This window comes from Bordetella ansorpii, from assembly GCF_900078315.1.
GTDB lineage: Bacteria > Pseudomonadota > Gammaproteobacteria > Burkholderiales > Burkholderiaceae_B > Bordetella > Bordetella ansorpii.
Genome location: NZ_FKBS01000029.1, coordinates 428,413 through 447,338 on the forward strand (window position 1 = coordinate 428,413; position 18,926 = coordinate 447,338).

General features: G+C 67.9%; 16 protein-coding genes. 10 read left to right on the forward strand and 6 right to left on the reverse strand.

The window, feature by feature from the left end; translation table 11 throughout:
- The first annotated feature begins 304 nt into the window (after window positions 1-304).
- Complete coding sequence (gene argG / locus A7W11_RS23660) at window positions 305-1,657, forward strand: argininosuccinate synthase (RefSeq protein WP_066133603.1); 1,353 nt, start codon at window positions 305-307, stop codon at window positions 1,655-1,657.
- A 23-nt stretch (window positions 1,658-1,680) separates the two neighbouring features.
- Window positions 1,681-2,055 (forward strand): response regulator, encoded by a 375-nt coding sequence (locus tag A7W11_RS23665; protein ID WP_066420040.1) that lies wholly within the window; start codon window positions 1,681-1,683, stop codon window positions 2,053-2,055.
- A 265-nt stretch (window positions 2,056-2,320) separates the two neighbouring features.
- Here A7W11_RS23665 and A7W11_RS23670 read toward each other — a convergent pair whose 3' ends face one another.
- Together A7W11_RS23670 and A7W11_RS23675 are read right to left on the reverse strand one after the other, a co-directional pair.
- Window positions 2,321-4,591: a UvrD-helicase domain-containing protein gene (locus A7W11_RS23670; protein WP_066420042.1), complete on the reverse strand. Its 2,271-nt coding sequence runs from the start codon at window positions 4,589-4,591 to the stop codon at window positions 2,321-2,323.
- The gene (locus A7W11_RS23675) at window positions 4,588-5,796 is read right to left on the reverse strand and encodes a DesA family fatty acid desaturase (protein WP_066420044.1); all 1,209 of its coding nucleotides are present in this window, start codon (window positions 5,794-5,796) and stop codon (window positions 4,588-4,590) included. The genes A7W11_RS23670 and A7W11_RS23675 overlap by 4 nt, the downstream gene beginning before the upstream one ends.
- 234 nt (window positions 5,797-6,030) lie before the next feature.
- Between A7W11_RS23675 and A7W11_RS23680 the strand changes: the two genes are divergently transcribed.
- A complete protein-coding gene (locus tag A7W11_RS23680) occupies window positions 6,031-6,438 on the forward strand; it encodes a hypothetical protein (protein WP_082887454.1) in 408 nt (135 codons plus the stop codon).
- A gap of 43 nt (window positions 6,439-6,481) precedes the next feature.
- On the opposite strand, the gene A7W11_RS23685 is transcribed toward A7W11_RS23680, so the two are convergent.
- Both A7W11_RS23685 and purN read right to left on the reverse strand, forming a co-directional pair.
- Window positions 6,482-7,942 (reverse strand): RsmB/NOP family class I SAM-dependent RNA methyltransferase, encoded by a 1,461-nt coding sequence (locus tag A7W11_RS23685; RefSeq protein ID WP_082887525.1) that lies wholly within the window; start codon window positions 7,940-7,942, stop codon window positions 6,482-6,484.
- A 458-nt stretch (window positions 7,943-8,400) separates the two neighbouring features.
- On the reverse strand, window positions 8,401-9,003 hold the full coding sequence (purN, locus tag A7W11_RS23690; protein ID WP_412778755.1) for a phosphoribosylglycinamide formyltransferase: 603 nt from the start codon (window positions 9,001-9,003) through the stop codon (window positions 8,401-8,403).
- Between the two features lie 157 nt (window positions 9,004-9,160).
- Between purN and A7W11_RS23695 the strand changes: the two genes are divergently transcribed.
- From A7W11_RS23695 to coaBC, 4 genes are read left to right on the forward strand one after another with little or no spacing between them, the layout of a single operon-like run.
- Window positions 9,161-10,126 carry a bifunctional riboflavin kinase/FAD synthetase gene (locus A7W11_RS23695; protein ID WP_066420046.1) on the forward strand — a complete coding sequence of 322 codons (966 nt, stop codon included), beginning with the start codon at window positions 9,161-9,163 and terminating at the stop codon, window positions 10,124-10,126.
- Window positions 10,116-12,974 (forward strand): isoleucine--tRNA ligase, encoded by a 2,859-nt coding sequence (ileS, locus tag A7W11_RS23700; RefSeq protein ID WP_066420048.1) that lies wholly within the window; start codon window positions 10,116-10,118, stop codon window positions 12,972-12,974. Before A7W11_RS23695 ends, ileS begins: the two co-directional genes overlap by 11 nt.
- 5 nt (window positions 12,975-12,979) lie before the next feature.
- Window positions 12,980-13,492, forward strand: coding sequence for a signal peptidase II (gene lspA / locus A7W11_RS23705; protein WP_066420049.1), 513 nt, complete (start codon window positions 12,980-12,982; stop codon window positions 13,490-13,492).
- Window positions 13,493-13,530: 38 nt separating this feature from the next.
- Window positions 13,531-14,733 carry a bifunctional phosphopantothenoylcysteine decarboxylase/phosphopantothenate--cysteine ligase CoaBC gene (gene coaBC / locus A7W11_RS23710; RefSeq protein ID WP_066420050.1) on the forward strand — a complete coding sequence of 401 codons (1,203 nt, stop codon included), beginning with the start codon at window positions 13,531-13,533 and terminating at the stop codon, window positions 14,731-14,733.
- 159 nt (window positions 14,734-14,892) lie between these two features.
- On the opposite strand, the gene A7W11_RS23715 is transcribed toward coaBC, so the two are convergent.
- Window positions 14,893-15,663: a thioredoxin fold domain-containing protein gene (locus tag A7W11_RS23715; protein ID WP_156523217.1), complete on the reverse strand. Its 771-nt coding sequence runs from the start codon at window positions 15,661-15,663 to the stop codon at window positions 14,893-14,895.
- Between the two features lie 176 nt (window positions 15,664-15,839).
- A complete protein-coding gene (locus tag A7W11_RS23720) occupies window positions 15,840-16,877 on the reverse strand; it encodes a metal-dependent hydrolase (protein WP_066420058.1) in 1,038 nt (345 codons plus the stop codon).
- 182 nt (window positions 16,878-17,059) lie between these two features.
- Here A7W11_RS23720 and A7W11_RS23725 point away from each other — a divergent pair, with 182 nt between their 5' ends.
- From A7W11_RS23725 to dut, 3 genes are all read left to right on the forward strand, one after another.
- Complete coding sequence (locus tag A7W11_RS23725) at window positions 17,060-17,695, forward strand: DedA family protein (protein WP_066420061.1); 636 nt, start codon at window positions 17,060-17,062, stop codon at window positions 17,693-17,695.
- Window positions 17,696-17,708: 13 nt separating this feature from the next.
- A complete protein-coding gene (locus A7W11_RS23730) occupies window positions 17,709-18,284 on the forward strand; it encodes a Tim17/Tim22/Tim23/Pmp24 domain-containing protein (protein ID WP_066420062.1) in 576 nt (191 codons plus the stop codon).
- A 142-nt stretch (window positions 18,285-18,426) separates the two neighbouring features.
- On the forward strand, window positions 18,427-18,876 hold the full coding sequence (dut, locus tag A7W11_RS23735; RefSeq protein ID WP_066420063.1) for a dUTP diphosphatase: 450 nt from the start codon (window positions 18,427-18,429) through the stop codon (window positions 18,874-18,876).
- Window positions 18,877-18,926 lie beyond the last annotated feature (50 nt).

Sequence of the window (18,926 nt, forward strand, 5' to 3'; positions counted from 1 at the left end):
CAGGCGCGTCTGGCGACGGCTTGTGTCAGGGTTGCCGCGAATCGCCCGTCGGGCCCTGCGTCCGCAGCGCGTGCGGCCGCTCCCATGCGCCCGAGGCCGCGAAAAACGCATCATCGGCGCACGGCCCGCGCCCGCCAATGCCCTACCCGATATTTCAGATATAGACAAAACGAATACCCCCGCCGCCCGCCCTGCCAAACGCGCTAAAATCCGAGGTTGCATTCATATGAACCCGCGGCCCGCCGCCGTTTCATCCCAGGCGGCTCCGCCGCCGCCTTTTCGTTGGCGTCCACAGTCGAAATCAATGACCACTATTCTCCCGAACCTTCCCTCCGGCCAGAAGGTCGGCATCGCCTTCTCCGGCGGCCTGGACACCAGCGCCGCCTTGATCTGGATGCGTGAGAAAGGCGCGATCCCCTACGCCTACACCGCCAACCTGGGCCAGCCCGACGAGCCCGACTACGAAGACATTCCGCGCCGCGCCATGCAATACGGCGCCGAGAACGCGCGCCTGATCGACTGCCGCGCGCAACTGGTCGCCGAAGGCATCGCCGCCCTGCAATCGGGCGCGTTCCACATCTCCACCGCCGGCATCACCTACTTCAACACCACCCCCATCGGGCGCGCCGTCACCGGCACCATGCTGGTGGCCGCAATGAAGGAAGACGGCGTCAACATCTGGGGCGACGGCAGCACGTTCAAGGGCAACGACATCGAGCGCTTCTACCGCTACGGCCTGCTCACCAACCCCGAACTGAAGATCTACAAGCCCTGGCTGGACCAGCAGTTCATCGACGAGCTGGGCGGCCGCTCGGAAATGTCCGAGTACATGCAGCGCGCCGGCTTCGACTACAAGATGTCGGCCGAGAAGGCGTACTCCACCGACTCGAACATGCTGGGCGCCACCCACGAAGCCAAGGATCTCGAAAGCCTCAGTTCCGGCATCCGCATCGTCAAGCCCATCATGGGCGTGGCGTTCTGGCGCGATGACGTGGCCGTACCCGCCGAGGAAGTCACGGTCCGCTTCGAGGAAGGCCAGCCCGTCGCCCTGAACGGCGTCGAGTTCTCCGACCCGGTCGAGCTGCTGGCCGAAGCCAACCGCATCGGCGGCCGCCACGGCCTGGGCATGAGCGACCAGATCGAAAACCGCATCATCGAGGCCAAGAGCCGCGGCATCTACGAGGCTCCGGGCCTGGCGCTGCTGTTCATCGCCTACGAGCGCCTGGTCACCGGCATCCACAACGAAGACACCATCGAGCAGTACCGCGAGAACGGCCGCAAGCTGGGCCGCCTGCTGTACCAGGGCCGCTGGTTCGACCCGCAGGCCATCATGCTGCGCGAAACCGCCCAGCGCTGGGTGGCCCGCGCCGTCACCGGAGAAGTCACGGTCGAACTGCGCCGCGGCAACGACTACTCGATCCTGAACACGGTCTCGTCCAACCTGACTTACGCGCCCGAGCGCCTGTCGATGGAAAAGGTCGAGAACGCCCCCTTCACGCCCGCCGACCGCATCGGCCAACTGACCATGCGCAACCTCGACATCGTCGATACGCGCGAGAAGCTCTTCACCTACGTGAAGACCGGTTTGCTGGCCCCGTCGGGCGGCGCCGCCCTGCCCCAACTGCAGGATGGCGCCTCGGGCAAGAAGAAGCCTTGAGCCCGACGGAAGACGCTGTCGTCATGACGAAGATCCTCATCGTGGACGACGAGCCGTTGATCGCCGAACTGCTGCAGGACCGCCTCGAGGCCGAAGGCTTCGAGGTCGTCACGCAGCACAACGGCCTGGACGCGCTGCAGACCATGCTGACGCTGCGCCCGGATCTGGTCATCTCCGACCTGATGATGCCCAGCATGGGCGGCGTGCCCATGCTGACCGCCATGCAAGAGAACGCCTACCTGGCCGACACGCCCGTCATCCTGATGAGCGGCCGGCCGGAAGACGACGTGCCCAAGGATTGCCGCAACTACAAGGCCTTCCTGCGCAAGCCGATGAAGCTCGACGACGTGGTGGCCACGGTGCAGAGGGTCACGGCGGGCGAAGACGGGCGCGTGTGAGTCTGGGTTCTTGAGACGCCTGCGTATGCCCAGGGGGCAAGACGGCCAAGTCGTCGGGCTCGGGCGCGCCAGAAGGCGCCCTCGGTCCCGCTAAGCGGGACTGCCCCTTCTTCAATTGGCCGTCTTGCCCCCTGGGCATACGCAGGCTCGCAACGTCTCTGGTTCGGAAGAGCCGCCGGCCCGCCTCAGGGGTATGGAAAAACACGGGCTGCCTGCGCAGGCAGCGAACGGCGAGCCACGACGACTCGCCTCTCGCAAAGAGGGATCACCCCTGGACGATATCCAGCTTGGCGATCCCCAGTGCCAACGTCTTGGCCCCCACATCCCGGAACTGGATCTGCGCCTGGGCATCCTGCCCAGCCCCGCTGAGACCGATGATGGTTCCATCGCCAAACCGCGCATGCCGCACACCCTGGCCGATCCGGAACTCCTTGTCGCCCACCGTGACGCCACTGGTGGTGCCTCGCGGCGAACGAGGCGCGATCGTACCCGTGCTCTTGCGGCCGAACGCATCGCCGCCCCAGGCCGCCTCACGCTGCGCCGACGGCAGCGTGGCCTTGGGCGTGATCCACTTCACGTGCTCCTCGGGAATCTCTTCCAGGAACCGCGAGCGCATCGCGTAACGCGTCTGCCCGTGCAGCATCCGGCTTTGCGCCAGGCTGATGTACAGCCGTTCACGCGCGCGCGTGATCGCCACGTACATCAGGCGGCGCTCTTCCTCCAGCCCGGATTGCTCGAGGATGCTGTTCTCGTGCGGGAACAGGCCCTCTTCCAGGCCGGTGATGAACACCGCGTCGAATTCCAGACCCTTGGCCGAGTGCACCGTCATCAACTGCACGGCATCCTGGCCCTGTTGCGCCTGGTTGTCGCCGGCCTCGAGGGCGGCGTGCGACAGGAACGCGGCCAGCGGCGTCAGGCCGTCGGCCACGGACACCTGGGCGCCGTCACCCGAGGGCGCATCCATCTGCGGCACCACGCCTGCGGGTAGGCCGTCGTAGTTCTCTTCGGACGCGAACACCGCCGCGGCGGTGATCAGTTCGTTCAGGTTTTCCAGCCGCTCGGCGCCTTCGCGCTCGGTCTTGTAGTGCTCGATCAGGCCGCTGCCGGCCAGCATGTGCTCGACCAGTTCGGGCAGCGGCAGGCCACGCGTCTCATCGGCCATGCGGCCGATGAGCTGCGCGAACTGCTGCAGATTGGCGCCGCCCTTGCCCGGCACCATGCCCACCGCGCCATACAGGCTGGTGTCATGGGCACGCGCGGCGTCGGCCAGTTGCTCGAGCGTGCGCGCGCCAATGCCGCGCGTGGGGAAGTTGACCACCCGCATCCAGGACGTGTCGTCGCTGGGATTGGCCATCAGGCGCAGGTAGGCCAATGCGTGCTTGACCTCCTGGCGCTCGAAGAAGCGCAGGCCGCCGTACACCTTGTACGGAATGCCGGACGAGAACAGTCCGTGCTCGATGACGCGCGATTGCGCGTTGCTGCGATACAGCACGGCGATTTCGCGGCGCGCGCGGCCATCGTTGATCAGTGCGCGCACCTCTTCGACCAGCCACTGGGCTTCCATGCCGTCGCTGGGCTGCTCGACGATGCGCACGAGCTCGCCCTCGCCCTGGTCGGTCCAGAGATTCTTGCCCAGCCGCCCGCCGTTGTTGCTGATCAGGGCATTGGCCGAATCGAGGATGTGGCCGTACGAACGGTAATTCTGCTCGAGGCGGATGACGGTGCCATGCGCGTAGTCGCGTTCGAAATCGGCCATGTTGCCGACGTTCGCGCCGCGGAAGGCGTAGATGGATTGGTCGTCGTCACCCACCGCGAAGATCCTCGCGCCGCCGCCGGCCAGCAGGCGCAGCCACTTGTACTGCAGCACGTTGGTGTCCTGGAACTCGTCGACCAGGATGTGCTGGAATCGGCGCTGGTAATGCTCGCGCACCGGCGCGTTGCGGCTGAGCAGCTCGTAGGCGCGCAGCAGCAGCTCGGCGAAGTCGACCACGCCCTCGCGCTGGCATTGCGCTTCGTAAAGCTGGTAGATCTCGACCAGGCGGCGGCGATGGCTGTCGTTGTCCCAGACCTCGACATCGGACGCGCGCAGGCCGTCTTCCTTCGAGCCGTTGATGAAGCGCTGCACGTCGCGCGGCGGATACTTCTCGTCGTCGATGCCGTTGGCCTTCAGCAGGCGCTTGATGGCGGCCAGTTGATCGGTGGTGTCGAGGATCTGGAAGGTCTGCGGCAGGCCGGCGTCGCGGTGATGCGCGCGCAGCATGCGATTGCACAAGCCGTGGAACGTGCCGATCCAGAGCCCACGCGGGTCGATGGGCAGGATGGCCGTCATGCGCGTGAGCATTTCACGCGCGGCCTTGTTGGTGAAGGTGACCGCCAGCAGTCCGTATGGACTGGCCTGGCTGGTCTGGATCAGCCAGGCCATCCGGGTGGTGAGCACCCGGGTCTTGCCGCTGCCCGCCCCGGCCAGGACCAGGGCGTGCTGCGGTTCGAGCGTGACGGCGGCGCGTTGTTCGGGGTTGAGCTTGTCCAGCATCATGCCGCGTAGCGGCGCAGACGAAGCGCGAACTGCTCGAGCCCGGAAATACCGCTATGTTGGGCGCGCTGGCACCAGGCCTGCAGATCGTTCAGCAGTTGTTCGCTGCTGGCACTGGAGCTTTCCCACAGGCGGCCCAGTTCGCGGCGCATCTGCACCAGCGTGGACAGGGACTGGTTCTGCGCGATGGCCTGGTCGACGGCGGCCAATTGCTCGGGGTGCAGGATGTCTTCGTTGCGATGCAGCGAACGGCGCACGCGGTGCAGCATGGTCCAGTTGCAATCGGCGCTGCCCTCGCGGCGCGACGACTTCATCTTGGCCAGTTCTTCGCGGGCGGCGTCCTTGATGACGTCGGCGTAGCGGGCCATGACTTCGTAGCGATGCGTGATGACGCCTTGCAGCGTGCGCAGGTCGATGGCCTTGGCGGCCGGATCGAGCTTCAACTTGGGGGCGACCTTCTTGACCTTGGCCAGACCGAAGAAGCGCAGCACGCTGATGTAGCACCAGCCGATGTCGAATTCGTACCACTTGGCCGAGAACTTGGCCGAGGTGCCGTGCGCGTGGTGGTTGTTGTGCAGCTCTTCGCCGCCAATGACGATGCCCCACGGGAACACGTTGGTGCTGGTGTCCGGGCTGTTGTAGTTGCGGTAGCCCCAGTAGTGGCCGATGCCGTTGACCACGCCGGCCGCCCAGAAGGGAATCCAGGCCATCTGGACAGCCCAGACGGTCAGGCCCAGGACGCCGAACAGCGACAGGTCGATGGCCAGCATGAGCAGCACGCCCCACAGGCTGCGGCGCGCGTAGAGGTTGCGCTCGAGCCAGTCGTCCGGCGTGCCGTGGCCGAACTTGGCCATGGTTTCACGGTTGTCGGACTCGATGCGATAGAGCTCGGCGCCGCGGAACAGCACCTTCCAGATGCCGAACAGCATGGGCGAATGCGGATCGCCCTCTTTCTCGCACTTGGCGTGGTGCTTGCGGTGGATGGCGACCCATTCCTTGGTAACCATGCCGGTGGTCAGCCACAGCCAGAAACGGAAGAAGTGCATGACCGCGGGATGCAGTTCGAGACCCCGGTGCGCCTGGCTGCGGTGCAGGAACACCGTGACCGACACGATCGTGATGTGCGTGACGACCAGAGCGAACACGACGATCTGCCACCAATGGGCTTGGGCCAGACCGCCGGACAAAAACGAAAGGACTTGATCCATAAAGCTTGAGGGAGCCTCGTAAGTATGGTTACCGGCGCAGTTTAGCCTACCCGGCCTTCTTATGACAGTGGGGTTTCAAAAAGGTTCTTGAGATAAATCAAGGACTAAGCCCCCGCCTTCCCGCTACGCGCCCCGGACCGGGAAAGCATCGTCCGTGGTGTGTTTCCAACATTTTGCTACACCGGCGGGGCCGCGATAAAGTGCGGGAACTCCGTATTCCACCGCTTTTTCCCCATGCCGCTGTCCTTTGCCTCGCGCCTGTGCGCGCCGCTGTTGTTGCTGGCCGCTGCCGCGCCCGCGTCCGCCCAATTCCGGATCGCCAGCGGCGCCCAGGTGGTGTTGGCCACCTATTACGAAGTGGATCCCGAAAGCTGCCAGGCGCTGAGCGCGCCGCGCGTGCGCATCACCCGGAAGCCCCTGCTGGGCAAGGCCACCATCGTGCGCACCCAGACACCGGCGACGGCCTCGGGACGTTGCCCTGCCAAGCTGGTGACGATCGCGCAAGTGATGTACCAGGCGGACAAGCCCGGCACCGACGCGGTGGCCTGGCAGGTCCGCTACCAGCGGCGCGGGCCGAACATCGAAAAGTACAGCACGCAGGTGAACGTGATGCCAAAGGCGCCCACGCCCGCCAGGCCCTGAGCCGGGCCAGGCGGTACGCCGCCCTGCCCGGCCGAAAAACGCATCACGCCGATGCCGGCTTCCCGGGGGCCGCCTCAGGGGACGGTTCTTCATCGTCACCCGTCGGCGCCGCCGGGACGCCCTCCTCGATGCCGGCGTCCACGCCAGCCTGGGACGCGCCCGGCTTGCCATCATCGGCCGCCACGATGCCATCGGCCCGCACGTCGGCGTCCGAAGCCGGCGCCTCGCCGCTGTCCGCCGCGATCACCTCCTGCGCCGCAGCGTCCTTGGCCGGCTTGGCCGCCTTGCGGCGCTCGAACACGGCGGCGAAGAAACCGTCAGTGCCGTGCACGTCCGGACGCAACTGCATGTACGGACCGTCCAGCTCCAGATCGGGGCAACGGTTCTTGATGATCTCGGCGGCGTCCAGCCGCTCGAAATCGGGGTGCTCGGCCAGGAAACGCTCGGCCTGGGCGGCGTTTTCCTCTTCCAGCAGGCTGCAGGTGGCATAGACCAGCCGGCCGCCCGGCGCCACGCAGCGCGCCGCGCTCTTCAGGATGCGGTGCTGCAGTTCGCACAGTTCGGCCAGCGAATCGGGATGCTGGCGCCACTTCAGGTCGGGGTTGCGGCGCAGCGTGCCGATACCGCTGCAAGGCGCATCCACCAGCACGCGCTGGGCCTTGCCGGCCAGGCGCTTGACCCGGGCGTCGTTGTCGCCGTCGATGGCCACCGGCACCACGTTGGACAGCCCGCTGCGGGCGAATCGCGGCTTGGCGCGCGCCAGGCGGGCCGCCGACACGTCGAAAGCGTACAGGCGGCCGGTGGACCGCATCAGCGCACCCAGCAGCAGGCTCTTGCCGCCGGCGCCGGCGCAGAAATCGATGATCATCTCGCCGCGCTTGGGGCCGACCAGCAGCGCCAGCAGTTGGCTGCCTTCGTCCTGCACTTCCAGGCTGCCGTCCTCGAACAGTTGCCAGCGGTTGATGGCAGGACGGCCCTGCACACGGATGCCCCAGGGCGAATGCGGCATGGCCTGCGGCTCGTATTCGGCCGCGGGGCCGTTCTGCAGCATGGTCAGGATGGCGTCGCGCTCGACCTTCAGCGGGTTGACGCGCAAGTCCAGCGCGGCCTGGCGATTCAGCGACGCCATCAGGCGCTCCGGTTCGTCCATGGTGCCCAGGCGCTCGTCGAGCCAATCGGGCATGCTGGTGCGCACCGCGCGCGGCAGCGTCGCCGGATCGATGCGCAGCACGTGACGCAGCCATTCGGCCTCGGCCGGCTCCAGGCCATCGTCCAGGGCCACCCGGCCCAGCGTGGCGGCCAGGCCCAGGATGGCCAGGCGGCGCGAGGACGGTCCGACGCCGGATTCGGCCATGCCGCGGTAGCGGCGCAGATTGCGCAGTACGTCATACACGGCTTCGGCAACCTCACCACGGTCGCGGCCGCCCAGATTGGGATGGGCGCGGAACCAGTGCGACAGCGTGGCATCGGCCGGGTACGTCCATTGCAGCAGTTCGCCCAGCACGCGCTGGACCTGCTCGATGCGGATGGCGGACATGGGAATGCGCGGCCGGTCGGGACGAGCCGCGGGCGGCCGTCCTTCGTGGGACTGGCCTGACGGGGGACGCGACGGCCGGGGGCCATGCGGACGGGCCCGCTCGCCGTCATCACGGCGCGGTGCGCCCGACGAACGGGCGAAGCGATCGCCGTCATCGCGACGCGGCGCGCCCGACGAACGGGCGAAGCGATCGCCGTCATCGCGACGCGGCCCTCCCGAGGAACGCTCGGAACGGTCGCCATAATCGCGGCGTGCCCCCCCCGCGGAACGCTCGGAACGATCGCCGCCATCGCTGCGTACCGCGCCGAAACGGGCGAAGCGGTCGCCTTCATCACGGCGCGGAGCGCCGGACGAACGGGCGGGACGGCGGTCATCGCCCGACGGATCGGGGCGGCCGGAACGGGAGCGGGGGAAAGAGGATTTGGTCATCGGGAAGACTCGATCATGAACAGGCGGGGCGGGTTGCCCGCGACGTCGACCCGCTGGTCGGCGGCCAGGCTGACGCGGCCCTCGGCCAGCCAGCGGGCCGCGGCCGGATAGGCCAGGTGTTCGACCTGGAGAACGCGCTGGGCCAGCGCCTCGGGGGTGTCATCGGCCAGCACGGGCACGCAGCCCTGGACGATGATCGGCCCGTGGTCCAGCAGCGGGGTGACGAAATGGACGGTGCAGCCATGCACCCGCACGCCGGTGGCAATGGCCTGGGCGTGCGTGTGCAGGCCGGGAAACGCCGGCAGCAGGGACGGATGGATGTTGACCAGCCGGCCGGCGAAACGGGCCACGAAACCGGGCGTGAGCACGCGCATGAAGCCCGCCAGCAGCACGTAATCGGGCTGGTAGGGTTCGATGGCGGCGGCCAGCGCGGCATCGAAGGCCTCGCGGTTGGGGTAGTCTTTATGGCTGACGGCCTGCGTGGCGATGCCCTGTTCGCGCGCCCACTCCAGCCCGGCCGCGTCCGGGCGGCTGCTGATGACGGCGGCCACGTCCGCGGGCCAGCCTTCGGCGCGGCAGGCCTCGACCAGCGCCCGCATGTTGCTGCCACGCCCCGAAATAAGCAGGACGAGGCGGCGGCGCGCGGCGGCCAGTGCGGCGCCCGCGGGCTGGGCGGCGGGTGAAGAATCGGCGGAGAATTCCGGCAAGATAGGGCATTCCATGAGCAAGGCAACCTGAAATTGTAAACTCTCGCTCGTGAAACCTCCGCTGCGCATTTATCGCTACCTGCCCCCGCCATCCCAGCGCGCCCCGTGCGCCCTGACCATCGGCAACTTCGACGGGGTCCATCTCGGCCACCAGGCCATCCTGTCTCGCGTGCGCCGCGAGGCGCAGGCCCGCGGCCTGGCGCCCGCGGTGATGACGTTCGAGCCGCACCCCCGCGAATACTTCGCCGCCCTGAACCAGCGTCCCGAGCTGGCGCCCACCCGCATCTTCGGCTTGCGCGACAAGCTGTCGGCGCTGGCGCGCGCGGGCATCGAACGGGTGGTGGTCGAGCGCTTCAACGCGCGGCTGGCCGGCATGTCGGCCAACGCCTTCATCGAAGACCTGCTGGTCAACGGCCTGCAGACCCGCTGGCTGCTGGTGGGCGAGGATTTCCGCTATGGCGCCAAACGCAGCGGCGACATCGACCTGCTGCGCGAAGCCGGCATGCGCCACGGCTTCGAGGTGCATACCCTGTCCGACGTGACCGACCGCCAGGGCCACCGCATTTCCAGTTCCGAGGTCCGCACCGCGCTGGCCGTGGGCGACCTGGCGCGCGCGCAAGACCTGCTGGGCCACCCGTTCCACATCAGCGGCCACGTCATCCACGGCCAGAAGCTGGGCCGCACGCTGGGCTTTCCCACGATGAACCTGCGCGTGGCGCCGCGCTGCGCCGCGCGTTCGGGTATCTACGTGGTGCGCGTGCTGGGCCTGGGCGACGCGCCGCGCCCCGCCGTGGCCAGCCTGGGCGTACGCCCCACCGTGGAAGATCATGGCCGCGTGCTGCTGGAGTCGCACTTGCTCGATGGCCCCGCCGATGCTTACGGTAAACTCGTGCGCATCGAGTTCCTGCACAAACTGCGGGACGAAGAAAAATTTCCCGACCTTCCTTCCCTGACTGCCGCCATCGCCGAAGACGCGCGAAACGCGCGCGCCTATTTTGCCGTTCATGGACTATAAAAACACCCTCAACCTGCCCGACACTCCCTTCCCCATGCGCGGCGATCTCGCCAAGCGGGAACCGGCCTGGGTGGCCGAATGGGAAGAAAACCGCATCTACCAGGCGATCCGCGCCGCCAGCAATGGCCGCCCGCGTTTCGTGCTGCACGACGGCCCTCCCTACGCCAATGGCGACATCCACATCGGGCACGCGGTCAACAAGATCCTGAAGGACATCATCGTCAAGAGCCGCAACATGGCCGGCTTCGACGCGCAGTACGTGCCGGGCTGGGATTGCCACGGCATGCCGATCGAGATCCAGATCGAGAAGAAATACGGCAAGCACCTGCCCGTGGCCGAGGTGCAGTCGCGCGCCCGCGCCTACGCGCTCGAGCAGATCGACCGCCAGCGCAAGGACTTCAAGCGCCTGGGCGTGCTGGGCGACTGGGACCGCCCGTATCTCACGATGAACTTCAGCAATGAAGCCGACGAGATCCGCGCGCTGGGCCGCATCCTGAAGAAGGGCTACGTGTTCCGCGGCCTGAAGCCCGTGAACTGGTGCTTCGACTGCGGTTCGGCCCTGGCCGAGGCCGAGGTCGAGTACGCCGACCGGGTCGATCCGGCCATCGACGTGGCCTTCCCGTTTGCAGACAAGGATGCGCTGGCCGCGGCCTTCGGCCTGAATTCGGTGGAAGACGGCGCCGCCGTCATCTGGACGACCACGCCCTGGACCATCCCGTCCAACCAGGCGCTCAACGCCCACCCCGATTTCGACTACGTGCTGGTGCGCGCCACGCCCACGCCGGCCCATGGCCCGCTGCTGCTGCTGGCCGCCGAACGCGTCGAGGAATGCCTGAAGACCTGGGGCCTGCAAGGCGAGGTCATCGCCACCGCAAAGGGCGCGGCGCTGGCCGGCCTGCGCATGCGCCATCCGCTGGCCCACGTGGACGCCGGCTACGACCGCACCTCGCCCATCTACATGGGCGACTACGTCACGCTGGACGCCGGCACGGGCATGGTGCACTCGGCGCCCGCCTACGGTATCGAAGACTTCGTGTCCTGCAAGGAACACGGCGTGCGCGACGAGGACATCATCAGCCCCGTCATGGGCGACGGCAAATACGTGTCCAGCCTGCCGCTGTTCGGCGGCGAGTCGATCTGGGACGCCAACCCCAAGATCGTCGAGACGCTGAAATCGGCCGGCTCGCTGATGCACGTGGCCAAGCTGCCGCACAGCTACATGCACTGCTGGCGCCACAAGACGCCCATCATCTACCGCGCCACCAGCCAGTGGTTCGCCGGCATGGACGTCCAGCCCAACGACGGCAGCGCGCCCCTGCGCGAGACCGCGCTGGCCGCCATCGACGCCACCGACTTCTACCCCGCCTGGGGCCGCGCGCGCCTGCACGCCATGATCGCCAACCGTCCCGACTGGACGCTGTCGCGCCAGCGCCAATGGGGCGTGCCGATGGCCTTCTTCGTGCACAAGGAAACCGGCGCGCTGCATCCGCGCACCGAAGCACTGCTCGAACAGGTCGCGCAACGCGTCGAACAGCACGGCATCGAGGCCTGGCAAAGCCTGGATCCCCGCGACCTGCTGGGCGACGAGGCCGACCAGTACGAAAAGAACCGCGACACGCTGGACGTGTGGTTCGACTCGGGCACCACGCACGCGACGGTGCTGGGTGGCAAGGACCACGACCTGGGCGGCTCGCACGGCGAACAATTGGCCTGGCCCGCCGACCTGTACCTGGAAGGCTCGGACCAGCACCGCGGCTGGTTCCACTCGTCGCTGCTGACCGGCTGCATGCTGTATGGCCGCGCGCCCTACAAGGCCCTGCTGACCCACGGCTTCGTGGTCGACGGCCAGGGCCGCAAGATGAGCAAGTCGGTCGGCAACGTCATCGCGCCGCAGAAGGTGTCCGATTCGCTGGGCGCGGAAATCCTGCGCCTGTGGGTCGCCTCCACCGACTACTCGGGCGAGCTGTCGATCTCCGACGAGATCCTCAAGCGCGTGGTCGAGGGCTACCGCCGCATCCGCAACACGCTGCGCTTCCTGCTGGCCAACGTGGCCGACTTCGATCCGGCGACGCAGGCCGTGCCGCACGCCGAACTGTTCGAGATCGACCGCTACGCGCTGGCCATGACCGCGCAGATGCAGGCCGACGTGCTGGCCAACTTCGACCGCTACGACTTCCACCCCGCCGTCTCGCGCCTGCAAACCTTCTGCTCGGAAGACCTGGGCGCGTTCTACCTGGACATCCTGAAGGACCGCCTGTACACCACGGCCACCGACAGCCGCGCGCGCCGCTCGGCGCAGACGGCGCTGCTGGAGATCACGCAGACGCTGCTGAAGCTGATGGCGCCGATCCTGTCGTTCACGGCCGAGGAAGCCTGGAAGCTGCTGGGCAGTTCGACGCTCAAGCACCTGGGCGACGCGGCCCGCGCCACAATCTTCACCGAGGTCTATCACACGCTGCCGGCGTTCGACGACGCCGCCGCGCTGACGGCGAAGTGGACGCGCCTGCGCGCCATCCGCGCCGACGTACAGCGCAAGCTCGAAGAAGTGCGCACGGCCGGCAACATCGGTTCGTCGCTGCAGGCCGAAGTCGACATCCGCGCCACCGCGCAAGACCGCGAATGGCTGGCCAGCCTGGCGGGCGACCTGCGCTTCGTGCTGATCGTCTCGCGCGCCACCGTGCACGAGGGCGAAGACCTGCAGGTGCAGATCACGCCGTCGCCGCACAAGAAGTGCGAACGCTGCTGGCACTGGCGCGATGACGTGGGCTCGGATGCCGATCACCCCGAGATCTGCGGCCGCTGCGTGGCCAACCTGTTCGGTGCGGGCGAACCGCGCGAGAAGGCCTGACCTTCATGACGACGGACGTTTCCGCCGCCCCCCGCTCCCACCTGGCGCGCTGGCTCGGGCTGGCCGCCCTGATCATCGTCTTCGATCAGGCGACCAAGCTGTACTTCGACAATGCGTTCTCGTACGGACAGCGCCTGAACGTGCTGCCGTTCTTCGACTTCACGCTGATGTACAACCGCGGCGCGGCCTTCAGCTTCCTGGCCCGCGAAGAAGGCTGGCAGCGCTGGCTGTTCACGCTGCTGGGCGTTGGCGCAGCGGTCTTCATCACCTGGATGCTGCGCCGGACCAAGGGCCAGCCGCGCTTCTGCCTGGCGCTGACCCTGATCATGGGCGGCGCGCTGGGCAACGTGATCGACCGCGTGGCCTATGGCCACGTCGTCGACTTCCTGCTGTTCTATTGGCGCGACTGGTACTATCCGGCCTTCAATCTGGCCGACGTGGGCATCACCTGCGGCGCGGTGCTGCTGGTGCTCGACGAGATACTGCGCGCCCGCAAGACGCGCGCTGCCGGCGGCTAGCCGGCATAATGGCCTGATCCCACCCTGACACGCCCGCCATGCTAGACCTCGCACGCAAACGCATCGTCATCGGAATGAGCGGCGGCATCGCCTGCTACAAGATCGCCGAACTGGTACGCCGCATGACCGAACAGGGCGCGGTCGTCGACGTCGTCATGACCGAAGCGGCCACGCATTTCATCACGCCCGTCACCATGCAGGCCCTGTCGGGCCGGCCGGTGTTCGTCGATGCGTGGGATGCGCGCGTACCCAACAACATGGCGCACATCGACCTGACGCGCGGCGCCGACGCGGTGCTGATCGCGCCGGCCAGCGCCGATTTCATGGCCAAGCTGGTGCATGGCCTGGCCGATGACCTGCTGTCCACGCTGTGCCTGGCGCGCGCCTGTCCCTTGCTGGTGGCGCCCGCCATGAACCGCGAGATGTGGGCCAACCCGGCCACGCAGCGCAACGTGGCGCAGTTGCGCGCCGACGGCATCAGCGTGCTGGGGCCGGCCGCGGGCGAACAGGCCTGCGGCGAAACCGGCAGCGGCCGCATGCTCGAGCCGCACGAGATCCTGGCCGACCTGATCGCCTCGTTCCAGCCCAAGCTGCTGGCGGGCCGCCACCTGCTGCTGACGGCGGGCCCGACGTCCGAGCCGGTCGATCCGGTGCGCGTTCTCAGCAACCGTTCGTCGGGCAAGACCGGCTACGCGCTGGCGCGCGCCGCGCATGAAGCCGGGGCGCGGGTCACGCTGATCACCGGCGCCACCGCCCTGCCCGTGCCGCGCGGCGTCACCGCGTTGCAGGTGATGACGGCGCGCCAGATGCACGATGCCGTCATGGCCAGCGCCGGCGATGCCGACGTGTTCGTGGCCGTGGCCGCGGTGGCCGACTGGCGCATCAAGAACGTCAGCGACCAGAAGCTGAAGAAGACCTCCGAGGGCGGCGGCGCCCCCGTGATGGAATTCGAACCCAATCCCGACATCCTGGCCGAAGTGGCGCGCCTGCCGAACGGCCCCTGGTGCGTGGGCTTCGCAGCCGAAACCGAGAAGCTTGCCGAGCACGCCGAAGCCAAGCGCCAGCGCAAGGGCATCCCCCTGCTGGTGGGCAATCTGGCGCACAAGGTCATGGATGCGGACACCACCGAACTGGTGCTGTTCGACGAGGCCGGCGTGCACCCGCTGCCGCCCGCCCCCAAGCTGGACGCGGCACGCCGCCTGGTGGCCGAGATCGCGGCGCGCTTGCCTCGCAAGCGCTGACGCCGGCGGCACGATCGGTTTCCCAATAGCCCGCGACAGCCGGGCGCCTTGCCGGACCCGCCACGCCCGGCAAGGCGCGCAGCCTCGGCGACGCCAGCACGCTGCTGGGCCGTGGTTTCCTATCGTCGAAAAAATGCGGCCGCATGCGGCACGGAAGGTTCAGAGATCCTGGATCCGGAATTGCGACACCCGGCCATCCGCATGGATGCGCGCGGGCACGGCCTTCAGGTCGAACAGCAGCATCAGCATGCTGGTGTCGCGCGCGTCCTTGTTGCAGCCTGCCGGCGCGGGCTCGGGCGCGATGCCCTGCAGCACCGAGGTCTTCCAGGCCTTGGCCGGGTCGGCGCTGCACCAGATGTCGCGCGCCAGGCCCATCGGGCCGGCCTGATTGTGTTGCAGCGACATCGGAAACACGTGGACATCGGCGTTCACCTTGGATTTGTCCAAGGCCATTTCCAGCTTCTCGCAGTACGGGCAGTCGTAGGCGGAGACCAGGATCGCGTCCTTGCCGCCATTGCCGTAACGCACGGTGATGGCGCCGGCCGTGTCGATACGGGCCGCCATGTCGCGCCGCATCGCCTGGACCTGCCGCGTGCCCAGCGGCTTGCCGCTGGCCACGTCCAGCCACGCGCCATTGCCATTCTTCATGCGCGAGATCTTTTCATCGGTGAAGATGGGACCGTACTTGCCCGCGGGATCCATCAGCGCATAGATACCGGACACCGGCGTCTGGCGCGCCACGCGGTCTCTGGCCATGTCGCCATACGGACCGCGCTTGAAGGCCGCCAGCACCTTGACCGCTTCGGCACGGGCCTGCACCTTGGGCCAGCTCTGCGCCCGCACCTCGGCCACATACCCCACGAACCCGGCGATCGACACGGCCACGGCAGCCAACGCTGCCCGGACGCGGTTGGAATCTCGATAAGACAAGGCTTTCCCCCAGCTGCACGATGAATGGCAGCGGGATGATAAGCGCAAGCTTGCCGTAAGTTTGCGACCAGATGTGTGCAGGTCAGACGAGTCTCGTTCGCAGTCGGCCCGGGAGGACGGGCCCTCGTGCGCCTCATGGATACGCTTCACGCCAGCGTATCCAGGCGGGCCGAACGCTAGCGCAAGGCCTCTTCGGACCAGGTCGCCAGCGGCAGGGGCAAGCCATCGACGATACGGTCCATCATCAGCCTCAGCTCGTGGCCGCCGCCCCGCGAGCTGGGATGGCGGTACGGCGTGACCGGCTGCCACTGCCCGTTGGCGCCGCGCTCGGCCATCACGAAACGGAAGGTGTAGTACCCGGCGAGCCCCATGCGCAGGTCGGTCACCACCAGCGCATCGCCCAAGGCGTCGTAGCGCAGCCAGTCGTCGGTGAACCAGCGCAGGCGCTGGTGCAGCGGCACGTCTTCCAGCGCGGCGGCCAGGTTCGTGTGGCGCGGCAGGCGCAGGGTTTCGGGCGGCGAGCGGTCGAACCAGCCGCTGACGCCTTCGTAGTAATCGCCGTCGGGCGTGGTCGCCACGACGCGCCACAGCAAGGTATTGAACGGCATCGGAGTGCCGATGACACGGTCGACCGCCACGCCCTGCCGGCCCAGTTCGGCCAGTACGCGTTGCTCGGCCTGCCAGCGCCCGGCCAGGCCGGACAACAGGTACAGCGCCCCGAACACCACCGTGGCCGCCATGGCGCGCTGCGTGCGGGCGGTGACGCCGACGATGCCCGCGGCCACCACCGCGAACAGCATGGGCAGCGTGTAGACCGGATCGATGATGAAGACGGCCGACCAGCTTTCGGGCGTCCAGGCCAGCGGCCAGAACAACTGCGTGCCATAGACGGTAAACGCGTCCAATACGGGGTGGGTAATCAGCACCAGCCAGAGGGTCAGCAGCAACCGCCATGGGCCGTACGGCGCCTGCGGCCATCGCTTGCGGATCAGCCAGGCCATCAAGGCGGCCAGCGCGGTCAGCACGAACACGGAATGCGAAAAGCCGCGATGATAAGTCATGGACGACACCGGGTCGGCATAGCGCACCAGTACGTCCAGATCGGGCAGCGTGCCCAGCATGGCGCCATACAGCAAGGCTTTACGTCCCTGCGAACGTCCCAGCAGCGCCCCCTGTATGCCGGCGCCCAGCACCGCTTGCGTCACAGAATCCATGGATACTTCAATCCCGAAATGCGTTGAACCCGCCCCCTGGCGCCCGACACCCCTCTGAAGAGGGTGTTTTACGCACAGCCACGGGCTCGACGCGAAACCCCTTTCACCCGCCCGGCGCCGCCCCGCGCGGCCCATCCAGGCAGGCGTTAAGATACAGGACGCTCGGGCTTTCTCATCAATACATGGACACATACATCGAACAGGTTGGCGCCTTCATCCAGGCCAACCAGGAATGGGCTGGGCTGATCACGTTCCTGCTGACGCTGGGCGAATCGCTGCTGGTGGTCGGCCTGTTCATCCCCGCCACCGCGCTGCTGCTGGTCACCGGCGGCCTGATCGGGTCGGGCACGCTGTCGCCCTGGAGCGTGCTGGCCTGGGGCGTGGCGGGCGCCGTGGTGGGCGACGCCATTTCCTATGCCATCGGCCGCTGGATGGGTCCCGGCGTGTTGCGCCGCTGGCCGTTGAGCCGCCAGCGCGCCAACGTCGCGCGGGCCCGCCTGTTCTTCTGGCGGTTCGGCTTCGCCTCGGTGGTGATCGGCCGTTTCCTGGGCCCGCTGCGCTCGACCGTGCCCACCGTGGCCGGCGTGATGCGCATGGAGCACTGGCGCTTCCAGGCGGCCAACGTGCTGTCGGCCTTGCTGTGGCTGCCGCTGATGCTGGCGCCCGGCTATTTCACCGCGCGTGGCCTGGGCGCGGCCCGCGACGCCCAGCAACTTACCCTCGGGGTGGGCGTGGTCGCTTCGATCCTGATCGGCGGTGGCCTGTTGCACATGCTGTTGCGCAAGCGCCGCCCCGCCACCGAACGCCGCGGCAACTGACCGGAACCCCACCATGAGCCTGCCCGGAGAACCCAAGAACGGCGACTTCGCCAGCTACGTCGAGGCCCTGGGCCGCACCGGCATGCAGGCGCCCGGCCAGGTGGTCAAGCCTACCCGCGCCGAGAAAAAGACCCGGCGCCAGGCCATCGCGCACCAGGAACAGCAGTTCCCCGATGCCGTGCCGGGCGGGCCGCAGGCCTCGCAATGGGATACCGGCTGGGGCCGCAACGACGGCAAGCCGCCCTCGTCCGCCAAGCCGGTCCCCCGGCCTCAGCGCGGGACACCGGGCGGTTTCGCGGCGGGCTCGCCCGAGGCGTCGCCGCAGTTGGCCAAGCTGGCCTCGCATCGCCGTGTGGCGTTCGTGATGACGATCATCGCGGCACTGCTGGCCTGGAATGCCGTGTCGACCGTGATCGAGGCGTTGAGCAACCAGCCCGTGCAGATGGAAAGCTTCTTCCCGGCGGTGTTCTGGGGCTTCGTGTCCCTGATGCTGTTCAAGTCGGCGCGGGGCTTGCGGGCCAAGGCGCGGCAAGGGGCGTTGCCGCAGTATGGGAAGCTGGATTCGCTGAACAGGCGCGACGGCGGCTGACGCCCCGGACCTTGCACGACGTACCGCGCGTGAACCGGCCAGCGCCTTGGGGCAGCCGACCCGGCCAAGCCCGGCTCCCGTTCTTTGGTACCCTTGGCACCCCGAGCGCCATGCGCCCCGCCCCATCCTGACTTCCCGAACCATGAACTCCGTCGACCTCAAGATCCTGGACGCGCGCATGCGCGAGTGCCTGCCCGCCTACGCTACGCCCGGCTCGGCCGGCCTGGACCTGCGCGCCTGCCTGGATGCGCCGCTGACCATCGCCCCCGGCGCCACCGTGCTGGTGCCCACGGGCCTGGCCATCCACATCGCCGACCCCGGCTACGCCGCGATGATCCTGCCGCGCTCGGGCCTGGGCCACAAGCACGGCATCGTGCTGGGCAACCTGGTCGGCCTGATCGACTCCGACTACCAGGGCCAGTTGATGGTCTCGACCTGGAACCGTGGCGCCGCCGAATTCACCTTGCAGCCCATGGACCGCCTGGCCCAACTGGTGATCGTGCCGGTGATGCAGGTGTCGTTCAACGTGGTCGATGACTTCGATGCATCCGATCGCGGCGCCAGCGGCTTCGGCAGCACGGGACGCGGCTGAGACTTCACCGCCCCATAAGCAGGAACGCCGGCCCCGTATGAACGGGGCCG